We start from the raw sequence: 19,191 nt of genomic DNA on the forward strand, positions 1-19,191 counted from the left end.
TCGTTGCGGCCAGAGAAGTTCCTGCGAGGCCAAATGAGACAATTGTTTGTGGGACTTTTCAGCTTTCCAGAGTGTGCGGCCGGTGAGCAGCATTGATCGACTGGCAATGCAGACTGCCGGAGACCATGAACCCATATTGGCGGCATGCGTGAACAAGGTTCCGCGACGAGCGAGCGCATCGAGATGAGGTGTTTGCACCTCGCGCCGATCGAAGAGACTCATCGCATCGTACGTCATGTCGTCAGCAAGGATAAGTACAAGATGCGGCCGACGGTCTTCCGCAGTTGGTTGGGGAGTAGAAGAGTTTTGATTCGCCAATAAGCCTTTGGCAAACAGAACCTCCATCAAGCAAAGACCAGCCAGCAGCAGATACTGGCCACCGCTCAACACACGAGAGACAGGATGAAGGAAGTTCATATCGATGTCCGATGGAAGTATCGACAAACCAAATTCCGTCTTGAATGGGCTCCCGCAAGAGTCGTTGTACAAACTATTGAGGAATCAGTTCCAATGCGCGAAAATCTCCGACAGCGATGCCTGGTTTTGAAACTGCTTTGAGGCTGATTTCTTGTTGGCCGATGTCGTCGATTTTGAGTTCTCCGACATCTCGCCAGACGAAGTTCTGAAAGTGGCCCGTCTCTTCGACGACAAATGTCAGCGAAGAATCTTTAATCCTTGCCTCGACGATGGCACCACCACTCCCTTTGCCACAACCCTGGAATACTCTCAAGCGATAGTTGCCGGGTTTCGTGACAGTCAATGGAAAGACGACATAGTCGTCTTTCTCGACCCAGAAGCCGACCGTTTGCTTGTGAGGTAATGGTTCGTAACGAAGCTGTCTTCCATAGACCTGAGCTGATTTGGCAGGGATCGAAATCACACCTGTTTTGGCATGCGGAGGATTCGGTATGTAATCAGGGTTGGGGACTGTTTCCTGAGCGCTTATCGATTGCTTCCACGCTGCCAATTGGGCTGCAAATTGTGTAATTTTTTCGGGTTCGTCGGGAGCACGATTTCGGCCTTCGCCCGGATCTTTATCGACGAGAAACAGCTCTTTGCGACCGGTCTGATAATTCTCAATATACTTCCAGGGGCCCTGGCGAATAACGCCGCCGGGGAATCCACCCTGATTGGCGTAATGCGGGTAATGCCAGTAAAGCGGCCTTTCAAAGGCGGCTTTCTTTAATTCGGGCGTAGCATTCCCTGTCCAGATGTCAGAGATATTCATCCCGTCAAGCGGGGAGTTCGCATCGACCTGATACTGGATTCCTGCCAGAGAGAGAAGGCTGGGGAGCAGATCGAGTGTGGTCATTGGAACGTCTGTCGTCGAACCATCCGGGATGTGCTTGGGAAAACTGACAATGAGCGGAACACGAATCCCCCCTTCGTAAAGCCAGCCTTTCCCTTCGCGAAGGGGAGCATTGATGGTGGCCGGTGTGTTCTTGCCTTCAATGGTCGCTAGACCGCCATTATCAGAAGTGAAGACCACGATCGTATTCTTCGCGAAGCCCTTTTCAGTCAGAGAGTTCATCACTTTGCCGACCGCTGCGTCGAGGTGATAGAGCATGGCAGCGTAGATCTCATTTCGAACCACGCCGGGCGGCTTGTTGTCTCGAAACTTCTGGATGGTCTCCTCAGGAGCATTCATTGGTGTGTGAACAGCAAAATGTGGCAGGTAAAGAAAGAATGGCTTTTCGGCAGTTTGTTTTTCAATGAAAGCAACGGCTTTGTCCGCCAGAGCGTCGGTGAGGTACTTTCCATCGGGGATGTCTTCCAGACCAGGGATTGGCTTACCTTGTCGATCCTTTTCTCCATTGGTCGCTGCTTGGGGACCAAAAGGTGCAAACCATCTGGCGGGTGAACCTCGTTCATCGCCTGCGATTTGCTCATGAAAACCATGTTGGAGAGGGCCGGATGCTCCACCACCGAGGTGCCATTTGCCAATACTGCAAGTCTGATAACCATTCGACTTTAAAACTCCCGGCAGAGTCATAATCCCTTGCGGCAAAGAGTTTCGAATCTCGGGGACACGCAAGGCCTGGTCGTTACGGTTGCCTCTTCCGGGAAGCCAGTCTGTGAGATGCAGCCGGGCGGGGTTTTGCCCCGTGAGAAGTGCCGCTCGCGTGGGAGAGCAAACAGGGCAGGCCGCGTAGGCCTGTGTGCAGCGGATCCCATCACGGGCGAGTTGATCGAGGTGGGGAGTTTTATGAAATGGATTACCGTAACAACCGAGATCGGCCCAGCCCAGATCATCGGCAAGAATCACCACGATATTGGGACGGTTCTGGCGTGGAGCTGAAGGCGGATTCGCTTCGCTGGCTTGAGCAAAGTTCACGGCAATTCCACAGAGGAATACCAGTACTGATAGCAACAGATGCTTCGTCATAATGTAACTTCAAGTGAGAGCTTGTGGAGGGAATGAACGGCAGCAAGAAATATGGGTGGATCGAGTTCAGGATGATACTTATCGAGAATCGAAACTCACCGGATTGCTACCCCAGCCGAGTTTTCGATGAAGGGTGGAGTAATAACTCCATCCTTCCAGACGCACGAGTTGGCACGCGACCTCGGCTCTGCGGATTTCGACGATATCGCCTGGCCGAAGAGGCTCGCGAATCTGTCCGTCGATGACCAAAGTCACCCCTTCATTCACTTCGGGGACACGCATTTCGAATATAGAATCAGCACTATCGACCAATGGGCGATTGCTTAAGGTGTGAGGACTGATCGGTGTTACGACAAAAGCCTGTAAGTTCTGTTTGAGAATTGGTCCCCCGGCAGCCAGGCTATGGGCCGTTGAGCCAATCGGAGTACTGACAATCAAGCCATCGCAGCGGTAAGTGGTGACGGGAACCCGATCGACCAGTAGTTCGATATCGATCAGGCGGAGGGAGGCCCCGGCCTGGATCGAAACTTCATTCAAACCCAGCGATTGGAGTTGCTCATGGCCATCCCGAAGAAGTCGGCATTCAAACATCAGATGATCGACAATGCGGTACCGTCTCGATGCGATCTCGCCCAAGGATTGCATGAATTCGGCCGGTGTCAGATCGGCGAGAAACCCCAGGCGTCCGAGGTTGATGCCCAGCATGGGACGTTGTTGTTTGCCCATGGCGCGGCAGGTACGGAGAATCGAGCCATCGCCACCGATCACAGCCACGATCTGTGGTTCTATGTCCCAGCAGTTACAGTCATGGACACCCAGAATGCCTGCAAGCTGGACCTGCTCCTGCTGTTCAATGAAATCCACTAAAACTCGACGAATTTCTGCGACTTGAGGATGATGATCACGAAAGACAAGTCCAACTTGAATGGGCTCCGGAAGCATGACTCGTCCTGGAATGAAGGCTCTGTTGTGTCGACGATGTTGATTAGCGATGGTTGTTCAGTTGGTGGCTACTATTCTTCGCTGACTGGTTCGGGTTTGGGATAGCCTGTCCATACCAGGGGTTTTGCTGCCATCGCGAGTTCACCCTTTTCGAGCATTCCCAGAATTTGTGTGACGGTCATGTTGGTGTTGATCTCGCGTTTGAGCCGCTGAATGATCTGTGGGGTGACGAGGTGAGCACCGGGGCCAGCTTCGCCTTCCAGGAAGGCTCGTTTCTGGTCGTAAACGGCCCAGAAAATTGTGCGGGACATCCCCTTGGCGCCATCACGACATTTGACCGCAGCGCCCCCTTTGACCCGCTGACCGTTGACGCGGTACAAGTCACTCCGCTCGAAGACGATCGCAATGACATTCCAGTCTTTGGAACCAAACAAACCGAACATGAGCTTCTTTCTCTCAGAGGTGGTCGTCAAGGCGGCCAGCTCACAGATCAAATCGGTGATGGCACGATACTTAAGTATCGTTCTACAGTTCCGTTCCCAGCGATGCCAGACTGGTATTCTCGAAGTGACAAACTTTCATGAAGGGAATCTCATAATGGCTATGGGATTGCAATTGGCCTTCGAAAACTCTGAGTCTATGATTAGGGCATGGCTGAATCTGAAAAAAGCTCACAGCGTAAGACATTCGATCAGGATGATTCCTGGGTGGATCCACTCCAGCCCATGGCTCCCAAGAAGTCATGGTTTGGAAGGAAACAGCCTCAGGAAACGTCTGTCGATCAGGCTTTAGCGCAGGTCGATCCACGACAGACAAATCCGTCAGCGAAGCCTTCGACTTCGCTGCCTGAAACTGCACTGAATACGGCCAACTCGAAGAGCAACTCACAGGTTCTCGAAACGAGTGTTCAATTTCCAGGTACCAAACCCGCGAAGTCTCAGCGTGTTGCACTCGACCGTGAGATGCTCCCAGGTGAGTTGGCGAGAATGGCTGCGCTGCAGGCAGCTGCCGCTCCTGCAAATGCCGCCAATACAGTCGATCACGAACTGAAAGACGACGACTTTCTGGAGGAAGAGAACGAGCAGCTTCGTCGAGAGGGCGAACTGGAAGCGAAGCGTCTGGCAGAGCAGGAAAAACAGTTTCGATCAAGACATTGGGCGATCTGGCTGTTTTTTATGACCTGTGTGACGACGTTTCTCGCGGGCTTGAACAGTGGTGGCGGGCCAGGCCCGGCGATGCCGGAAGATCTCCTGCGTGATGGGCTCATCTACGCGGGTTGCGTCATGGCAATCTTGTGTGCTCATGAACTGGGCCATTACCTGCAAAGCAAGCGGCACGGACTACCGTTCTATTATCCGTATTTCATTCCGTTTCCCTTTGGGATCTTTGGAACATTAGGAGCGACGGTTTCTTCCAGTAAAATCAAATTGTCACGATCAGCGTTATTGGACATCGCGACGACCGGCCCGCTATTTGGCCTGATTGTCACTCTTCCGATCGCACTCTATGGTGCAGCAACATCCATCCCGTTTCCGGCGAACGCACAAGCCGGTTTTTCACTCAGCGATCCACCAATCCTGCGATGGATGATTGTGCTGACGCATCCACAGTTGGGGCCCAATGACGATGTTCTCATTAACCCCGCCTTGCTGGCGGGGTGGTTTGGCATTTATTGGACAGCTCTCAATCTGGTACCAATTGGTCAACTGGATGGCGGTCAGATCATGACCGCACTGATTGGCAGACGGGCGGAAATTGTGAGCAAATTGACCATCGTAGTGGCAGTCATCTGGATGCTGTACTCGCTCGATCTCACCTTCAGCACCATGCTGGGATTGATGGCGTTTATGGGCATTCGCAGTGCTGAGATTGAGAATGAGTCTGTAGCACCCAGCAAAGTCAAAATGGCTCTCGGCTGGCTGCTTTTAGCCTTTTTATTGATTGGCTTTACACCCATCCCATTCCGCATGGCTCCCTGATGGTGACAGCTTGGGGATGATCGTTCACTTAACCCAGCAGCTCACCACGGGTCGATTTTCCAAGCACTTCGAGGCATCCCAGCAGAAAAGCCGGGAGGTCGTCTGGCTTGCGACTGCTCACAAAATGACGATCAACGACAACTTCCTGATCCAGAAACAAAGCGCCGGCATTCTCGATATCGTCTTTGATGCCCAGCGAACCGGTGGTGCGGACATTCCGATAAATCCCGGCGGAAATCGGCATCCAGCCCCCATGACAGATCGCTGCCACAAGTTTGCCGTCGGCGTGGAACTCCTGCAGCAATTGTTTCACTTTCGCTTCACGGCGAATCTTGTCTGGCATCCATCCTCCCGGACAGATCACCCCGACATAATCGCTGGACTTCTGATCTCGAATGGCGGCGTCCGATCGACAGGGATAGCCGTGCTTCCCTTTGTAAACCACATTCGCTTCCAGCCCCGCGCAAACGACCTGATAACCGGCTTCGATCAGCCTCAGTTTGGGATACCAGACTTCGAGATCTTCGTACTCTTCACCAATGAACATGAGGATGGCTGGTGAGGTGGGCATGGGTAAAGTTCCGGTAGTCGATGTTGTAGGAATGATGAATCACACAGATCTGAGTATGTCATGAACCACATGTCCATGCACGTCTGTTAATCGAAACTGCCGTCCCTGAAAGCGGTAAGTCAGGCGTTCGTGATCAATCCCCATCAGGTGCAGTATGGTCGCCTGCAGGTCGTGAACATGAACGGGGTTTTCCAAGACGTTCATCCCCAGATCATCGGAGGCTCCATACGTCATGCCACTCTTCACTCCGCCACCGGCCATCCAGATGGTAAACGCGTAGGGATGATGATCGCGTCCCCAGCGCGGGCGATTGGCAAGATCACCTTGAATGAATGGCGTTCGACCAAACTCACCACCCCAGATGACCAGCGTATCATCGAGCAGACCACGTTGTTTCAGATCCTTCACAAGGGCTGCTGAAGGTTGGTCGGTATCGCGGCACTGGTTGTAAAGTTCAGTCGTGAGGCTGTTGTGCTGATCCCACCCGGCATGCATGAGCTGCACACTACGGACGCCACGTTCAACGAGCCGCCTGGCCATGAGACAGTTGTAGGCGAAAGAGCCTGGCTGCTCGACCTGTGGACCGTACATCTCAAGGGTGGCTTTTGATTCACCGGAAAGATCGGTTAACTCGGGAACACTGGTTTGCATGCGAAATGCCATTTCAGACTGGGCAATTCGAGTGCTAATCTCGGGGTCTCCTGAGAGGGCTTGTTTCTGCAGATTCAGTGCTGTGACATCGTTGAGCATGGCCTCGCGGAACTCGCGAGAAATCCCCGGGCCATCTTTCAAGTAGAGGACGGGATCTTTGCTTCCTCGAAACTTCACTCCCTGAAATCGCGAAGGCAGAAATCCACTTCCCCAGTAAAAATCGTAGAAAATCTGCCCACAGGAAGTCCCCTTGGTCACTGACGTGAGCACAACATAGCCCGGAAGATTATCGGCTGCGCTTCCCAGGCCGTACGTCAGCCACGCACCCAGCGCAGGCCTGCCGGGAAGTTCACTCCCTGTGAGCATGAACGTAATGGCTGGTGCATGATTCACAGCTTCAGTATGCATCGATTTGACAAAACAGAGTTCATCAGCGATTTGTGCAGTATGTGGCATGAGGCTCGATACCCATGCCCCGGATTCTCCATGTTGAGCAAAGGGCTCGACATTTCCGAGGATCAGTTTTCCGTTGGCATTGCCCGTCATGGTGCTGAAGCGTTTGCCACCTACGTAAGATTCAGGAAGTGGCTGGCCGTGCAGTTCGCGGAGCTTTGGCTTGTAGTCGAATAAATCGACATGGGTTGGTGCGCCATTCTGGAACAGATAAATGACATGCTTGGCCCTGGGGGGCAGATGGGGCCGCCCAATCAAGTCTGTTGTCGCTGTTGTAGTGGTTGATGAAGCAGGTGGAGATACTTGTTCTGCAGCAAATAAGTGCGAAAGACTCGCCAGGCCTAGGCCAAGAGAACCTGCTGCTGTCCCCAGAAAACTGCGGCGATGGTGAGTGGTCATCCACTCACAAGGAGGAACGGGTGGCAATGGAGGATTCCCAGGTGGATGACTCTTGGAAAGGTGAATTACTCTTTGGAAACAGTCTCATCGAGGTTGAACAGAATCATGGTGATGACTGTCCACACGGCTGCTTCGGCTCGGATTGCTGGATCTTCACCCACAAGGCTGGCAGTCGATGCCCCCACAGCCAGCAGGTCGTTCACCTGTTCGGGGGATTGAACAAGTCGATTTCGCCAACTCATGATTGAAGTTCTCAGTAACTCCAATTCCTGAGGAGAAGGTTCGCGCACCAGAATGTGTTCGAACAGGAGCCTCAGGCGGTCGTCATCGCCCAGCTTTCGATCATTTATAAAAAGTCGTGTCGCCAGGACTCTGGCTGCCTCGAGATAAACAGGATCATTCCAGAGAGCGAGGGCCTGTAACGGGGTGTTGGTTCTGCTGGTGCGAACAATACAGGTTTGCCGATTGGCAGCATCGAAAAACATGGGTGGCGCGATGATTCTTCGCCAGAAAGTATAAAGGCTTCGCCTGTAAAGCGAATCGCCCTGGTCGACCTGATACCTCTTCGCGCCGAAAGTGGCTTCTTCCCAGAGACCCTCAGGTTGATAGGGCTTGACCGGTGGGCCGCCGGTTTGGGGCACCAGCAGCCCGGAAACTGCCAACGCCTGATCCCGCAGCATCCATGATGGCCAGCGATACCGCGGCCCACGGGCAAGCAGGCGATTTTCCGGATCGTCGGCATAGGCTTCACGAGGGACAAGTGTGGTCTGGCAATAGGTCCGACTGGTCACAATCTGCTTGACGAGACGCTTGATATCCCAGCCATGCTCGCGGAAATCGGCTGCCAGCCAATCCAGCAGTTCGGGATGGCTGGGCTTTTCTCCTTGAATGCCAAAATCTTCAGACGTTTTCACCAGCCCAATGCCAAAGAACTGCTGCCAGATTCGATTCACAATCACACGCGCAACCAATGGGTTTTCATCATGGAGCAACCACTCGGCGAAATCCTGACGAGTTAACGCGGGTGATACATGCTGGTCTTTGAGTCGCTCGCTGACGTTCATTGATTTCAGAAACAAGGGGACGTCGGTGGGCACTTCGTCTTTGGGTTGATTGTAAAGTCCCTTGCTCAGAATGAAGTTCTTGCGAGGTTCACCAGCACGTTCCTGCATGACCATGACTTGGGGAATGGACTTCTGCAAAGCATCCAGCTCATCGATACGGGATTTGAGCATCAGCAGGCTTTGCGGCGACTGTCCTTGCCATTGATTCCAGAAGTTGATGAGTTGAGTCAGTTCACTCGCCTTACGGTCCTGCGGGGGCTTTTGACGAATGGCGCGAAGCTCGGCTGGTAATCCATCGTCGAGATGCCAGGGGCTCGTGGCCACTCCATTCGCATCGTCAAAAACTTCGATCGCTGAAACTGGCTGGGTGGAAAGTGCCGGGCCCTCTGCAGGTGCCAGATGTTTTAGCGGCACAAACTCGTCTTCCCAGGCGAGCACCTTTTCCGCGATTTCCTGGCGTTCCTTGAGCAGTCGATTTCTCTGTTCTTCCTGCTGTTTGCTGGGCCACTCGAGTACAGGAGGTGTCTGAGGATTCCCACCACTCCCATCCACCGGTGTGTTGTTAAAAAAGCCGGAGAGCTGGTAGTAATCCTGCTGCCGGATCGGGTCAAACTTATGGTCGTGGCAGCGGCAGCAATTCATGGTCAAACCGAGCCAGACCGTCCCGGTCGTTTCTGTCATATCCATCACATAATCGACGCGGTTTTCAGCGGCAATCCGCCCACCTTCGCCGTTGATCATATGATTGCGGAGAAAGGCTGTGGCCAGCTTCTGCTGGTCTGTCGCCTGAGAAAGCAGATCACCAGCCAGTTGAGCCCGCGTGAAATCGTCAAACGACAGATTCTGGTTGAAAGCCTCCACCACCCAATCCCGCCAGGGCCACATGGTGCGTTCCGCATCACCCTGATAACCATTGGTGTCAGCATACCGGGCAGCTTCCAGCCAATCCCAGGCCATACGCTCTCCGTAATGTGGCGATGCCAGCAGCTCATCGACGACAGCACCCACATCGAGGGGTTGATTCGAGGACTTCAAATACTTCTGACGCAATTCCAACGAGGGTGGTAATCCCGTCAGATCGAGAGCCAGACGTCTGAGCAATCGAGCTGAATCGGCCTGGGGGGATAACTCCTTACCCACCTGATGCAGTTGTGCGATGACAAACGCATCAATGGGATTCTCTGCTTGAGAACCTTCTGGCACAGCAGGCTTGATAATCGGCTCAAACGCCCAGTGTTTTCCCCACGGGGCACCGGCTTGCAACCATTTTTGCAACAAAAGCAATTGCCCGGCTGAGAGGCGATGCTTCGTCGCGGGAGGGGGCATGATCAGGTCTGGGTCTGTGGTCGAAACACGCTCCCAGAATATGCTCTGGCCAGGTGTACTCTCTTTAAGGATTCGATCGAGAGCCGGGTTGGGTTGGTCGAGTCTCAACTCGGCTTGACGACTCTGAGGATCGGGGCCATGGCAATGAAAGCAATTGTCCGAAAGGATCGGCAGCACATCTTTCGAGAAATTGATGGGCTTTGAACTCAACTCGCCTTCGGTTGCTAACAGTTCGCAAGCCATGGCCAGACTCGCAGACACAATCAGCCAGCCTGATAGGAACACCCGACACATCGACTGAGACAGCACAGGTGGCCGCTGCTCTCGGTTCCGCTGTGGCATGCTGTGCCCCTGATTCACCACTCTCGATCCTGACCCATTCATCACATCAACAATCGCTGACCTATTCAGCATAAGGGACAGTGACCACTTAAAACAACATGGGAGCCGTTGATGAAGTTTGAGTCATGAGAAAAGTGTGGGAACTGAATCGATGGGGCACTGTGTGATTAATAGAACACTGTGTCGAACAGGGTGCGCGTCAGTCGAAGGATTCCAGATTGGCGAGGGTTTGGCCTTGCTGGTCTTTGGCCGAGAGAATGGGAAAGTCTTCCAGTGGCCAGGCAATGCCCACAGCCGGATCATTCCACAGGAGACAGCGTTCGTGCTGTGGAAAGTAATAATCGGTGCACTTGTAAAGCACATCGGCAGTTTCAGAAATCACGCAAAAGCCGTGGGCGAAACCGGCAGGGATATAGAGTTGGTGATGGTTGACGTCACTCAGTCGATAGCCTGTCCATTGGCCGAATGTGGGTGAACTCTTGCGGACATCGACGGCGACGTCAAAAATCTCACCACGAATCACCTGGATAAGTTTGGCCTGTGGTCGTACGAGTTGAAAATGCAATCCCCGCAGCGTCCCTCGCGACGAACGGGACACATTATCCTGAACAAAAGCCTGTGATAAGCCACTGCTTGAATAGCGTTCCTGTTGGAAGACTTCGAAGAAGAATCCTCGGGAATCACCAAAAACTCGCGGCTCAATCTTCAGGACATCGGGAAGTTTGTCATCCGGTGTCACGATCATCGTGGCACCTGGTAGCGTCCGATCTGATTGATGCGACCATGGAGATCGTTCAGGATCCAGTGGAACAGAATCAGATGGACACACTCGACAATTCCCATGTCATCCAGCGGGACATGCAGGTTTTTCTGTCCCAGCGATTTCAGTTTGCCACCCGAATAGCCTGTAATGCCCCAGGTGACGAGACCTTTGCGATTGGCCCATTCGACAGCATTGAGAATGTTCGGGCTGTTTCCACTGCCGCTGATGGCAATCAGAACATCTCCCGGCGAGGCGAGATTCTTCAACTGTTCTACAAAGACACGATCGAAGCCTTCGTCGTTACCCCACGCCAGGATGTAAGGCGTGTTATCGGTGAGCGATAACACTTTGAGCCGCTTGCGTTCATCGTTAGTGAAATCTTTGCGGTCGAGGGAGCTTTTCCCCAGATCTTCGCAGAAATGCGAGCTGTTCGAGCCGCTGCCACCATTCCCGCAGATGAAGACAAACTTGCCATTCTCGTAGGCCGAATAAATGTCTTCTGCCAGTTGTTCAGTTTCCTTCAAATCAAGGGTCTGAAAGACTTGAGCAACCCTTGAAAGATAATCAGCCGGATTCAGGTGAGCGCCGAGCATGAGGTTCCGTCCCCAGGGAGTGTCGATCAATAACTGGTCAAAGTCTGCTTCGTGCCAACAATACCAACTGGTCAATTCTGATACCAGTTCGGTTCACATTTGGCCATTCAGGATGCTCCAGGAGTGCCGCTAACCGGATGTGATCGCGTCCGAGAGCCAGGGACTTAGCGAGAGGGCGAGACTTCACCGTGCGGTTTGCTCAAGATTTGGTTTCACTCAGCGACCGATGGGGAAACATCGCTTCAAGCCATCGAGAAGGCAGAAGTGCAGCGAGGAGGCAAAGACTGGTTAACCCCAGGAGGGTCATCCCTCCCATAGCGGGTTCAAAGCGTGCCAGTCCGGAAAATGTCTGCCAGCAGGCATAGGCCAGAAACATGAAGTGGGCACTGGCGAGCAGATTTATCCGCAAGAGGACATGGCCACATTTGAGGAATTGCCAGACGAAGACCGCCAGTGGCAATGTTTGAATCGCATGGAGGCAGGCTCCATGAGGAAATTTAAGTACTCCCGCCTGGGGAACAAGTTCCGGGTTACGGCCGGCTTGTATTTCGGCCCAGCCGATCGACGAGATGAAAAATCCCAACAGCAGCGAGATCCACAAAAGGACAAGTCCTGTACGGATGGCAGATTTCATTGAGGGCGACGGAATTCTTGAAGGATCGTACGTATCCTCGATCGTCAAAAACGCTCCCGGCAGCAGGCTGCGAAAGACCAGCCAACTGATTCCCAGACTGGCGATAATGATGAGCACCAGCATGGCGACTTCAATAAAGGCATCGCGGTAAGTGGCGTGGTTGAAGTGCGAGGGGACTCCCCGCCAGAACTGGATGGTGATTAATGTCACTTCTAAGGCGAGAGCTAACGAAGTCAGCCAGACGACAACGGGATCCGGCGACCAGATCCGCAGTTTCCCCCAGACCCAACTGATTGAGATGCAGGTGAGGCCCGTCGAAATGCCAAAGAGGGCTGGTTTTCGATAAGAGGTGGGGCCGGACCAGTCATCGCCGGTGATGACCCCCACCGCAAGGTGGCAGCCTCCACTGAACAGCAGTGCAACTCCCGTCATGAAAATAGGCCAGAGCCATTCGCATTGGGGTAGAAATCTAGCCGTCGCACTGAGAAACGATCGATCGCTGAGCTGATTTTGCATAATGAAGTCTAGGCATTTTCAGGTCAACTTTCCCGTTGGGAATACAAAAACGGCCACCGATTCTGTGAGGAGAATCGGTGGCCGTCTGGTTTGCCTGATGATTTGCAACTGTGGAAAACTCAAACTCGATAAATCCAGAGTTTGATGAATCCCAGTGAAGCTTCCGTGCCATCAATCGTTTGGCAAAAGCATTGGGACTGTCGCATCTTGCCACCGTCCCAATGCGGTTTTGGAATACATGCTGAAAATTAGTTCTGGATCACGAATCCGTGATAAGCCTCGTTGCCGTGTTCACCCATGTCGAGACCTTCGATTTCTTCTTCAGGCTTCACACGCAGGCCAACGGTGTACTTGATGACCAGCCAGACAAGGGCAGAAATCACCACTGTGTAAATTCCGACCATTCCGATACCCACCAGTTGGGCAATCAATTGCTCGGTCCCGCCTCCGAAGAACAGACCAGCCTTTGGCCCACCAGTAATTGGGGTGGTTGAAAGATCTGCCGTGGTGAAGAGTCCGACGCAGATTGTGCCAAAAATTCCGTTGACGAGGTGGACCGATGTCGCACCGACGGGGTCGTCAACACCGACTCGGTCGAATGCGAGAACTGAGAGGACAACGAGGACACCAGCGACAGCACCGATGATCAAAGAGCAATTCAGATCTGTGAAAGCAGCAGGGGCCGTAATAGCGACAAGACCAGCCAGGCAGCCGTTGAGTGTCATCCCAATATCTGGCTTGCCAAGGACGATCCAGGCAGTGGCAGTCGATGTCAATGCTGCGATCGCAGCAGCGGCATTGGTGTTGACGGCGACTTGTGCAATCAAGGCACCATCACCCACCGCCATGCAACTACCAGGGTTAAAACCGAACCAGCCGAGCCAGAGAATCATACAGCCCAGGAAGGCAGCCATCATGCTGTGACCTGGGATCGCATTCACTTTGCCATTGGCGTACTTGCCAATACGTGGGCCAAGGATGATGGCTCCGGTCAATGCAGCCCAACCGCCCACAGAGTGCACGACAGTCGAACCAGCAAAATCCCAAAAGTTCCACTTGGCAGCCAGATATCCATAACCCCAGATCCAGTGACCTGTGATTGGGTACATCACGATCATCATAATAAAGCAGAAGATGATGAATGAGTGATACTTGATTCGTTCAGCTACGGCCCCGGAAACGATTGTGGCAGCAGTTCCAGCGAAGACCAGTTGGAAGAAGAACTTGACCATCAAGGGGACGCCAGTCCAAGCAATTGAGCCATAATCACCTTCATACCCGAGAGTGGCAATCTTCGGACTGTTGTCGGCACCCGAGATCATCATGATCCCTTTGGCGCCATACCAGCCACCATCTCCAGAGACAGAACCGTCGCCGCCACCAAACATCAAGCCCCATCCGAAGAGATAGAAACCTAACGTGCAGACGGCGAACACAATGAAGTTCTTCGAGAGAATGTTCACTGTGTTTTTCGAACGTGCAAAACCAGACTCCACCGCACCGAAACCGGCGTTCATGAAGAACACCAGGAAACCGCAGAAGAGAACGAAGACTGAGTCGAGGCCAACAGTCAGCTTGTCGGTTGTCGCCTGCAAAGTTGCGATCGGATCAGCAGGAGGAGCAGCCTCGGCGGGCTTGGCTTCCTCTGCAGCAGCAGGGGCTGGTGTGGCAGCGGCTTCAGCCGCTGGGGTGGCTGGTGTTTCCTGGGCGAATCCTTGCCCAGATACTGACCAGCAACATGCCGTCAGAAGTAGTGTGAGTCCCAGGAGCGCCACGGAACGCGTCATTTACTTTCCCCTCATTGAATCGAAGCAACTCGGTTAAGCACTCTTCACCATCAGTTGGATCCGAGCCACATAACCACAAGGTGTTTTGAATGTGAAAAATGCAGGCACTTTTCACCCCTGCGCAGCAAATAAGCAATGAGCGTGCCTTGATTCCTGAGGAAAATCACGAAAACGAAATTTAGCTGAACATTTTCTCGGGTGAGTTTTCACGAATGTGCCCGAATTCTCGCAAAATTCAGGTGAAAACCAGCCCTGTCCACAGGAGATTTCGGAGGATGTGCCTGAAACTTGTGCATCAGGTTTTTTTCTGCTGTTAGCTCTTGATCTCCACGATGACCGTTGGAAACGGCAAGCAGTGCCTGCACTTCGCGCTCTAGTGCATAAATGCAAGGCAATGTGTTCTGGCGAGCCAAAGGAGGGTTGGCAGTCGACTTTCCATGTCGCTCTGGCGGTAGGGAAACTGTGATTTGTCCACCGCCCGAAGTGAGGTCATCCGACAGATCTTTTGGGGATCTTTCGACGGCCCGATATCTGGTGACCATCAGATAGGATGCGAATCGTTCTGAAGGAATCCTTCCAGAACAGCACAAGATCGCTCCCAGTCGATTGCCCTGTCATTGATCTTCGCGGTAAAGTTAAACGACTGTTGATGCATGTTGCCCGATCATCATTCATTCAGCCGCAGAGATCGTTGTGCGGAAGGTCGAGCTGCCGTCCTGTCGCATACTGTTCATCTCGACCCGAGTTCGACACCGTTTCAGTAGACAGTTCATAACGACATCGTGATAAGGATCTTGTAATGCCCCAGAATCGTCGTGAATTTCTTGAGAACAGCCTCTCAGTTGGCGCTGCTCTGGCCTGCGCGGGTGGCTTGAATGCTGTTCAGGCACAGGAAACTGCCCCGAAAAAAACTGGTGACAAAATCAATGTCTGTGTCGTGGGCGTGAATGGCAGGGGCGGCGAGCATATTCGAGGCTTCAGCAACAATCCCGATTCGATCGTTTACGCCATTGTGGATGTGGATCAGCGAGTCGGTGAATCCAAAGCTGCTCTGATTGAAAAAGAGTACAAGCATCGCCCTAAGGTCTATACCGATCTGCGTGAAGCGTATGCTGACAAGAATGTCGATGTCGTGAGTGTGGCGACTCCCAACCACTGGCATGCTCTGGCGGCGATCTGGGCGATTCAGGCCGGCAAAGACGTTTATGTCGAAAAACCTGTCAGTCATAATGTGGTCGAAGGTCGGCGACTCGTCGAAGCAGCCCGTAAGTACAACAAGATTGTGCAGTGCGGCACTCAAAGCCGATCGAACCCCGGATTGAAGGAAGCAATCAAGTACATTCATGATGGCCAGCTGGGGGAAGTCAAACTCGCACGCGGTCTCTGTTACAAGCCCCGGAACTCGATTGGGCCACGCAGCAACTACGAACCGCCATCGACTGTGAATCTCGATTTGTGGACTGGTCCGGCACCACTGGCGCCACTCACACGCAAGAATTTTCACTACGACTGGCATTGGCAATGGCCATACGGCAACGGCGATCTGGGGAATCAGGGGATTCACCAGATGGATATCGCCCGCTGGGCACTGAACGAAAACAGCATTGGCGACAGCGTCATGAGCTACGGCGGCCGATATGGCTATGAAGATGCCGGCGATACCGCCAACACCCAGGTCTGTTTCCATTCGTTTGGTGATAAGCGACTCATTTTCGAAGTTCGCGGCCTGAAAACCGATGCCTACATGGGAGCCAAAGTGGGCGTGATTGTTTATGGCAGCGAAGGCTACATGGTCATTCCCAGCTACTCCAGTGCGACGGTCTTCTCCAAGGATGGCAAGGAGATCAAGCAGTTCAAGGGTGGTTCAGACCAGAATCACTACAACAACTTTATCGAAGCGTTCAAAGCTCGCGATATGTCCAAGCTGAATGCCGAGATCCTGGAAGGGCACCTTTCCAGCGCTTTGTGCCATGTCGGCAACATTTCGTATCGTTTGGGTTCATTGGAGAGCTTGAGTGCACTGGAAAACCAGCTTGCCAAGGATCCTGAGGGGCTGGAAACCACCCAGCGGTTTGCCGAGCATTTGAAGGCGAATGGAGTTGATCTGACAGGTAACAAGATTCAGGTGGGACCGCTGCTCAAGATTCTCCCGAACGAGACATTCACTGGCCCTCGATCCGAAGAGGCCAATGCCATGCTTTCGAGGGAATACCGGGCGCCATATCTGCTGCCCACCACGGAACAGCTGTAACAGTCAGAAGCTTTAATTCTGATACGGATTCCAATAAACAACTGCGAGGCGGGTGGCTGGGGTTGAGTCTTCGAACCCCCAGCAATTTTTGGCACGATCTGGGGGTTCGCGAAGACACTCAACCCCAGCCACGCCATATCTAGATGTATAGTTTATATTTGAAATCCGTTTTCGCTGCTTTCATTCTGTAGAACTCTCAAATTAACGCAGGCAAAAAAAGCTCAGCGACTGACTCCACTTGTCAGCCGCTGAGCTTTTTTCATTCGGTTCGATGAAAGCGATGGACCTTAACGAATGGGATGCCCGTGCAGGGCTCTGCTCTTGAGATCAACGGAGATATTGTCGAGAGCCAGCGGAATCAGCTTTTTGGGCTCTTCAGCCGCCACGAGAAAGAAACCGTAAACCATTTCATCGGTGGTCTGCTCACCCCAGGTCACACGACGAGGCGGATTCGACGGGTTTAATGGATTTTCCTCTGAGTTATCCCACGCAGCGATGATTTCGAGCCGGGTTCCTGCGGGGAGATGGATCGGCTGAGAAAGATGAAATTCGTCCTGCCAGGCATATTTCCAATTCGAGATCCGGATGATGGGCTGAATTGTGTTGTCCGGCAAGACAGCCTGCGCGGTAAATGACTTTCCCAACAGATGCATGTGAGGGATCACCCCCATTAATGTCACGGGTTGGGGCAATTTGTACGAAGCTCGTCGTTCGTAGTTCCGTTCACCAGCGGGAATATCAATGTCATAACTGGCGGCCCAGACAGCAGCGACAATATTCTTCGGCTGATCGGCAAAATAGATTCCCACGCGCGAGCGATCTTTGGTGGCTTTCCCGGAAGGGTGATAATGAATCTGCAGCACCAGATCGGAACCTTTCTTTAAGTATCGTCCCATGTGCCCAGGTAATTTTCGCGGTGTATTTCCTGGAGACCAGCCACCAATTGAACCGGTGGGGAGAAAGCCGGGGCTGCCGAAGCTGCTGTATCCGGGCTCAGGAGTTTTTGCATCGAGCTTGCGACCCTGGTGATTGGCATCGAGAAAACAGAGCGTATGGTGGACCACACTCGCATCCCCCGGTTGAAACTCGATGGCCGCCACGACTTTGTCACTATCCAGAGGCAACGGGATCACAAAGTTCTGAAAAAGATCCGGGCCATCCGCTGGGATGAAGAAGTCTGCAGCCATCTCGGCAATTAGATCAGGCGGGCCCAGTTCCCAGGTGGATTTCTTTGGTGGAGGCACAGGGGCTTCGTTCAGTTCTCCGCTGGGTGTCCCTTGCTCAACCCATTTGGAGAGTGCCTGTTTCTCGATCTCGGACAAGCTTCGCTGTCCCAGGAATTCGCCACAATTGGCATCAGGCATCCATGGAGGCATCCGGGATGTCTGGATTTCCTCGATCATCTGAGCCCGCTGGTTGACGACATCCTGCCATGTTTCCAGTGGAAAGGGCCCGACGGCGTTTGCCTGATGACAATGTGTGCAGTTTGCGTAAATGATGGACGCGGTTACTTGAGACCAGGTCAACTTTTGTTGCGTCGAGTCATTATTCGGACGCAGAAGTTCTTGAGTTGGGATCAAGTCGTAAAGGCATCCAACAGCCGAGGTGGAAGCGATTTTGGCAGCCGGGTTCAGCAGGAGTGTCTCGACCGCCGTTTCCAGATCGCGAGTTTTGACGACGGCACGCTTCACACCCGGGGCGGCCCAGCGTTCGTCGATCCGGCCGCGGTAAGCGATTCTCCCTTGAACATCGAGAAGAAAAGATTCGGGAACGTGTGTTGGTTTAAGTGCATGAGCGAGTTGGGCCAGGGGATCGAAAACGATCGGGAACTTGATCGCGTAATCCTCGACGAATTTCCGTAATTCAGCATGTGTTGAGAATGGATTCCCCCAGACGGCATGCAATGAAACGGTTTCGGTTTTTTCGTTCCATTTTTCGTGAAGTCGATTCAGTTCGGGGATGTAGCTGCGAGCAATCGGGCAATCGCCGTTGATAAACACCACAACTCGTAATGGCGTATCAGACTTCTCGCGAAACTCGTGAACGCGCGAGTGCTGGTCGAGCAGTTGGGTATTCAATAGTGGTTTCGAAGCCTCTCCCGTTTCGAGAGCGTGCTGAGGCTTTGAGTCGGGCAACGAAATTGCGGGTTTTGTATTTGTCTTCACGAGAGACGCAGATGATTCTTGCGCAGGACAGACACCATTGACCTGTAATGCCAGACTCAGACAGGTCACGACAGACCAGATCCAGAAAGTTCGTTGCAGTCGCCACACGTTCGAGGAGAATCGATGGTGGATTTCAAACTGTCTACGGGCATTGACCATCAAGTGAGATCCTTCGAAGCAACGAATATTTGCCATCCTGTGCAAGTCTCAGATACCGCAATAAATTGTCATCTTGGCGTAAGACGATTCTCATGATGTCGTATCGAATAATGAAACTCGACTTTCGAGACACTGAGTGAACAGGGTTTTGTCCTCAGTGATATGATCAGCCCCATGATCATACCAGCCCGATTCCACCACGGATTCAGC

The 19,191-nt window shown here is 52.9% G+C and carries 14 protein-coding genes (1 of these 14 running past the window's edge); 2 read left to right on the top strand and 12 right to left on the bottom strand.

The features are described from left to right. The 4 genes from PLIM_RS07890 to PLIM_RS07905 form a co-directional block, all read right to left on the bottom strand. Positions 1–417: the 5' end (the start) of a sulfatase-like hydrolase/transferase gene (locus tag PLIM_RS07890; protein WP_013109783.1), read on the bottom strand. 1,197 nt of this gene lie to the left of the window's left edge; only the first 417 of its 1,614 coding nucleotides appear in the window; its start codon is at positions 415–417; the stop codon falls past the left edge of the window. Positions 418–490: 73 nt separating this feature from the next. Continuing rightward, entirely contained in the window at positions 491–2,335 is a 1,845-nt protein-coding gene (locus tag PLIM_RS07895) for a sulfatase (RefSeq protein ID WP_196349545.1), read from the bottom strand. A 129-nt stretch (positions 2,336–2,464) separates the two neighbouring features. Continuing rightward, positions 2,465–3,328, bottom strand: coding sequence for an NAD(+)/NADH kinase (locus PLIM_RS07900; protein WP_013109785.1), 864 nt, complete (start codon positions 3,326–3,328; stop codon positions 2,465–2,467). Between the two features lie 71 nt (positions 3,329–3,399). Then, positions 3,400–3,771 (bottom strand): hypothetical protein, encoded by a 372-nt coding sequence (locus PLIM_RS07905; protein WP_013109786.1) that lies wholly within the window; start codon positions 3,769–3,771, stop codon positions 3,400–3,402. 207 nt (positions 3,772–3,978) lie between these two features. Between PLIM_RS07905 and PLIM_RS07910 the strand changes: the two genes are divergently transcribed. Next, on the top strand, positions 3,979–5,307 hold the full coding sequence (locus PLIM_RS07910) for a site-2 protease family protein (protein WP_041401377.1): 1,329 nt from the start codon (positions 3,979–3,981) through the stop codon (positions 5,305–5,307). Between the two features lie 28 nt (positions 5,308–5,335). Here the strand turns inward: PLIM_RS07910 and PLIM_RS07915 are convergent, their stop codons facing one another. The 7 genes from PLIM_RS07915 to PLIM_RS07945 form a co-directional block, all read right to left on the bottom strand. Next, positions 5,336–5,878, bottom strand: coding sequence for a type 1 glutamine amidotransferase domain-containing protein (locus PLIM_RS07915; RefSeq protein WP_013109788.1), 543 nt, complete (start codon positions 5,876–5,878; stop codon positions 5,336–5,338). A gap of 39 nt (positions 5,879–5,917) precedes the next feature. After that, on the bottom strand, positions 5,918–7,381 hold the full coding sequence (locus PLIM_RS07920) for a DUF1501 domain-containing protein (protein WP_013109789.1): 1,464 nt from the start codon (positions 7,379–7,381) through the stop codon (positions 5,918–5,920). Positions 7,382–7,446: 65 nt separating this feature from the next. Continuing rightward, the gene (locus PLIM_RS07925; protein ID WP_013109790.1) at positions 7,447–10,113 is read right to left on the bottom strand and encodes a PSD1 and planctomycete cytochrome C domain-containing protein; all 2,667 of its coding nucleotides are present in this window, start codon (positions 10,111–10,113) and stop codon (positions 7,447–7,449) included. Positions 10,114–10,312: 199 nt separating this feature from the next. After that, positions 10,313–10,858: a dTDP-4-dehydrorhamnose 3,5-epimerase gene (rfbC, locus tag PLIM_RS07930; protein ID WP_013109791.1), complete on the bottom strand. Its 546-nt coding sequence runs from the start codon at positions 10,856–10,858 to the stop codon at positions 10,313–10,315. After that, positions 10,855–11,469, bottom strand: a complete 615-nt coding sequence (locus PLIM_RS07935; RefSeq protein ID WP_013109792.1) for an SIS domain-containing protein — start codon at positions 11,467–11,469, stop codon at positions 10,855–10,857. Before PLIM_RS07935 ends, rfbC begins: the two co-directional genes overlap by 4 nt. A 199-nt stretch (positions 11,470–11,668) precedes the next feature. Continuing rightward, the gene (locus PLIM_RS07940) at positions 11,669–12,619 is read right to left on the bottom strand and encodes a hypothetical protein (RefSeq protein WP_013109793.1); all 951 of its coding nucleotides are present in this window, start codon (positions 12,617–12,619) and stop codon (positions 11,669–11,671) included. 248 nt (positions 12,620–12,867) lie between these two features. Beyond that, complete coding sequence (locus PLIM_RS07945; protein ID WP_013109794.1) at positions 12,868–14,406, bottom strand: ammonium transporter; 1,539 nt, start codon at positions 14,404–14,406, stop codon at positions 12,868–12,870. A 799-nt stretch (positions 14,407–15,205) separates the two neighbouring features. Here PLIM_RS07945 and PLIM_RS07955 point away from each other — a divergent pair. Next, positions 15,206–16,657 carry a Gfo/Idh/MocA family protein gene (locus PLIM_RS07955; protein WP_013109796.1) on the top strand — a complete coding sequence of 484 codons (1,452 nt, stop codon included), beginning with the start codon at positions 15,206–15,208 and terminating at the stop codon, positions 16,655–16,657. Positions 16,658–16,944: 287 nt separating this feature from the next. Here PLIM_RS07955 and PLIM_RS07960 read toward each other — a convergent pair whose 3' ends face one another. Next, on the bottom strand, positions 16,945–18,981 hold the full coding sequence (locus PLIM_RS07960; protein ID WP_013109797.1) for a redoxin domain-containing protein: 2,037 nt from the start codon (positions 18,979–18,981) through the stop codon (positions 16,945–16,947). Between the last annotated feature and the right edge of the window lie 210 nt (positions 18,982–19,191).

It is taken from the genome of Planctopirus limnophila DSM 3776, assembly GCF_000092105.1.
In the GTDB taxonomy this organism is placed as follows: domain Bacteria; phylum Planctomycetota; class Planctomycetia; order Planctomycetales; family Planctomycetaceae; genus Planctopirus; species Planctopirus limnophila.

Coding starts and splice junctions, on each gene's coding strand:
- PLIM_RS07900 (WP_013109785.1), bottom strand. CDS start 3,328: ATGCTTCCGGAGCCCATTCAAGTTGGACTTGTCTTTCGTGATCATCAT.
- PLIM_RS07905 (WP_013109786.1), bottom strand. CDS start 3,771: ATGTTCGGTTTGTTTGGTTCCAAAGACTGGAATGTCATTGCGATCGTC.
- PLIM_RS07910 (WP_041401377.1), top strand. CDS start 3,979: ATGGCTGAATCTGAAAAAAGCTCACAGCGTAAGACATTCGATCAGGAT.
- PLIM_RS07915 (WP_013109788.1), bottom strand. CDS start 5,878: ATGCCCACCTCACCAGCCATCCTCATGTTCATTGGTGAAGAGTACGAA.
- PLIM_RS07920 (WP_013109789.1), bottom strand. CDS start 7,381: ATGACCACTCACCATCGCCGCAGTTTTCTGGGGACAGCAGCAGGTTCT.
- PLIM_RS07925 (WP_013109790.1), bottom strand. CDS start 10,113: ATGCCACAGCGGAACCGAGAGCAGCGGCCACCTGTGCTGTCTCAGTCG.
- rfbC (WP_013109791.1), bottom strand. CDS start 10,858: ATGATCGTGACACCGGATGACAAACTTCCCGATGTCCTGAAGATTGAG.
- PLIM_RS07935 (WP_013109792.1), bottom strand. CDS start 11,469: ATGCTCGGCGCTCACCTGAATCCGGCTGATTATCTTTCAAGGGTTGCT.
- PLIM_RS07940 (WP_013109793.1), bottom strand. CDS start 12,619: ATGCAAAATCAGCTCAGCGATCGATCGTTTCTCAGTGCGACGGCTAGA.
- PLIM_RS07945 (WP_013109794.1), bottom strand. CDS start 14,406: ATGACGCGTTCCGTGGCGCTCCTGGGACTCACACTACTTCTGACGGCA.
- PLIM_RS07955 (WP_013109796.1), top strand. CDS start 15,206: ATGCCCCAGAATCGTCGTGAATTTCTTGAGAACAGCCTCTCAGTTGGC.
- PLIM_RS07960 (WP_013109797.1), bottom strand. CDS start 18,981: ATGGTCAATGCCCGTAGACAGTTTGAAATCCACCATCGATTCTCCTCG.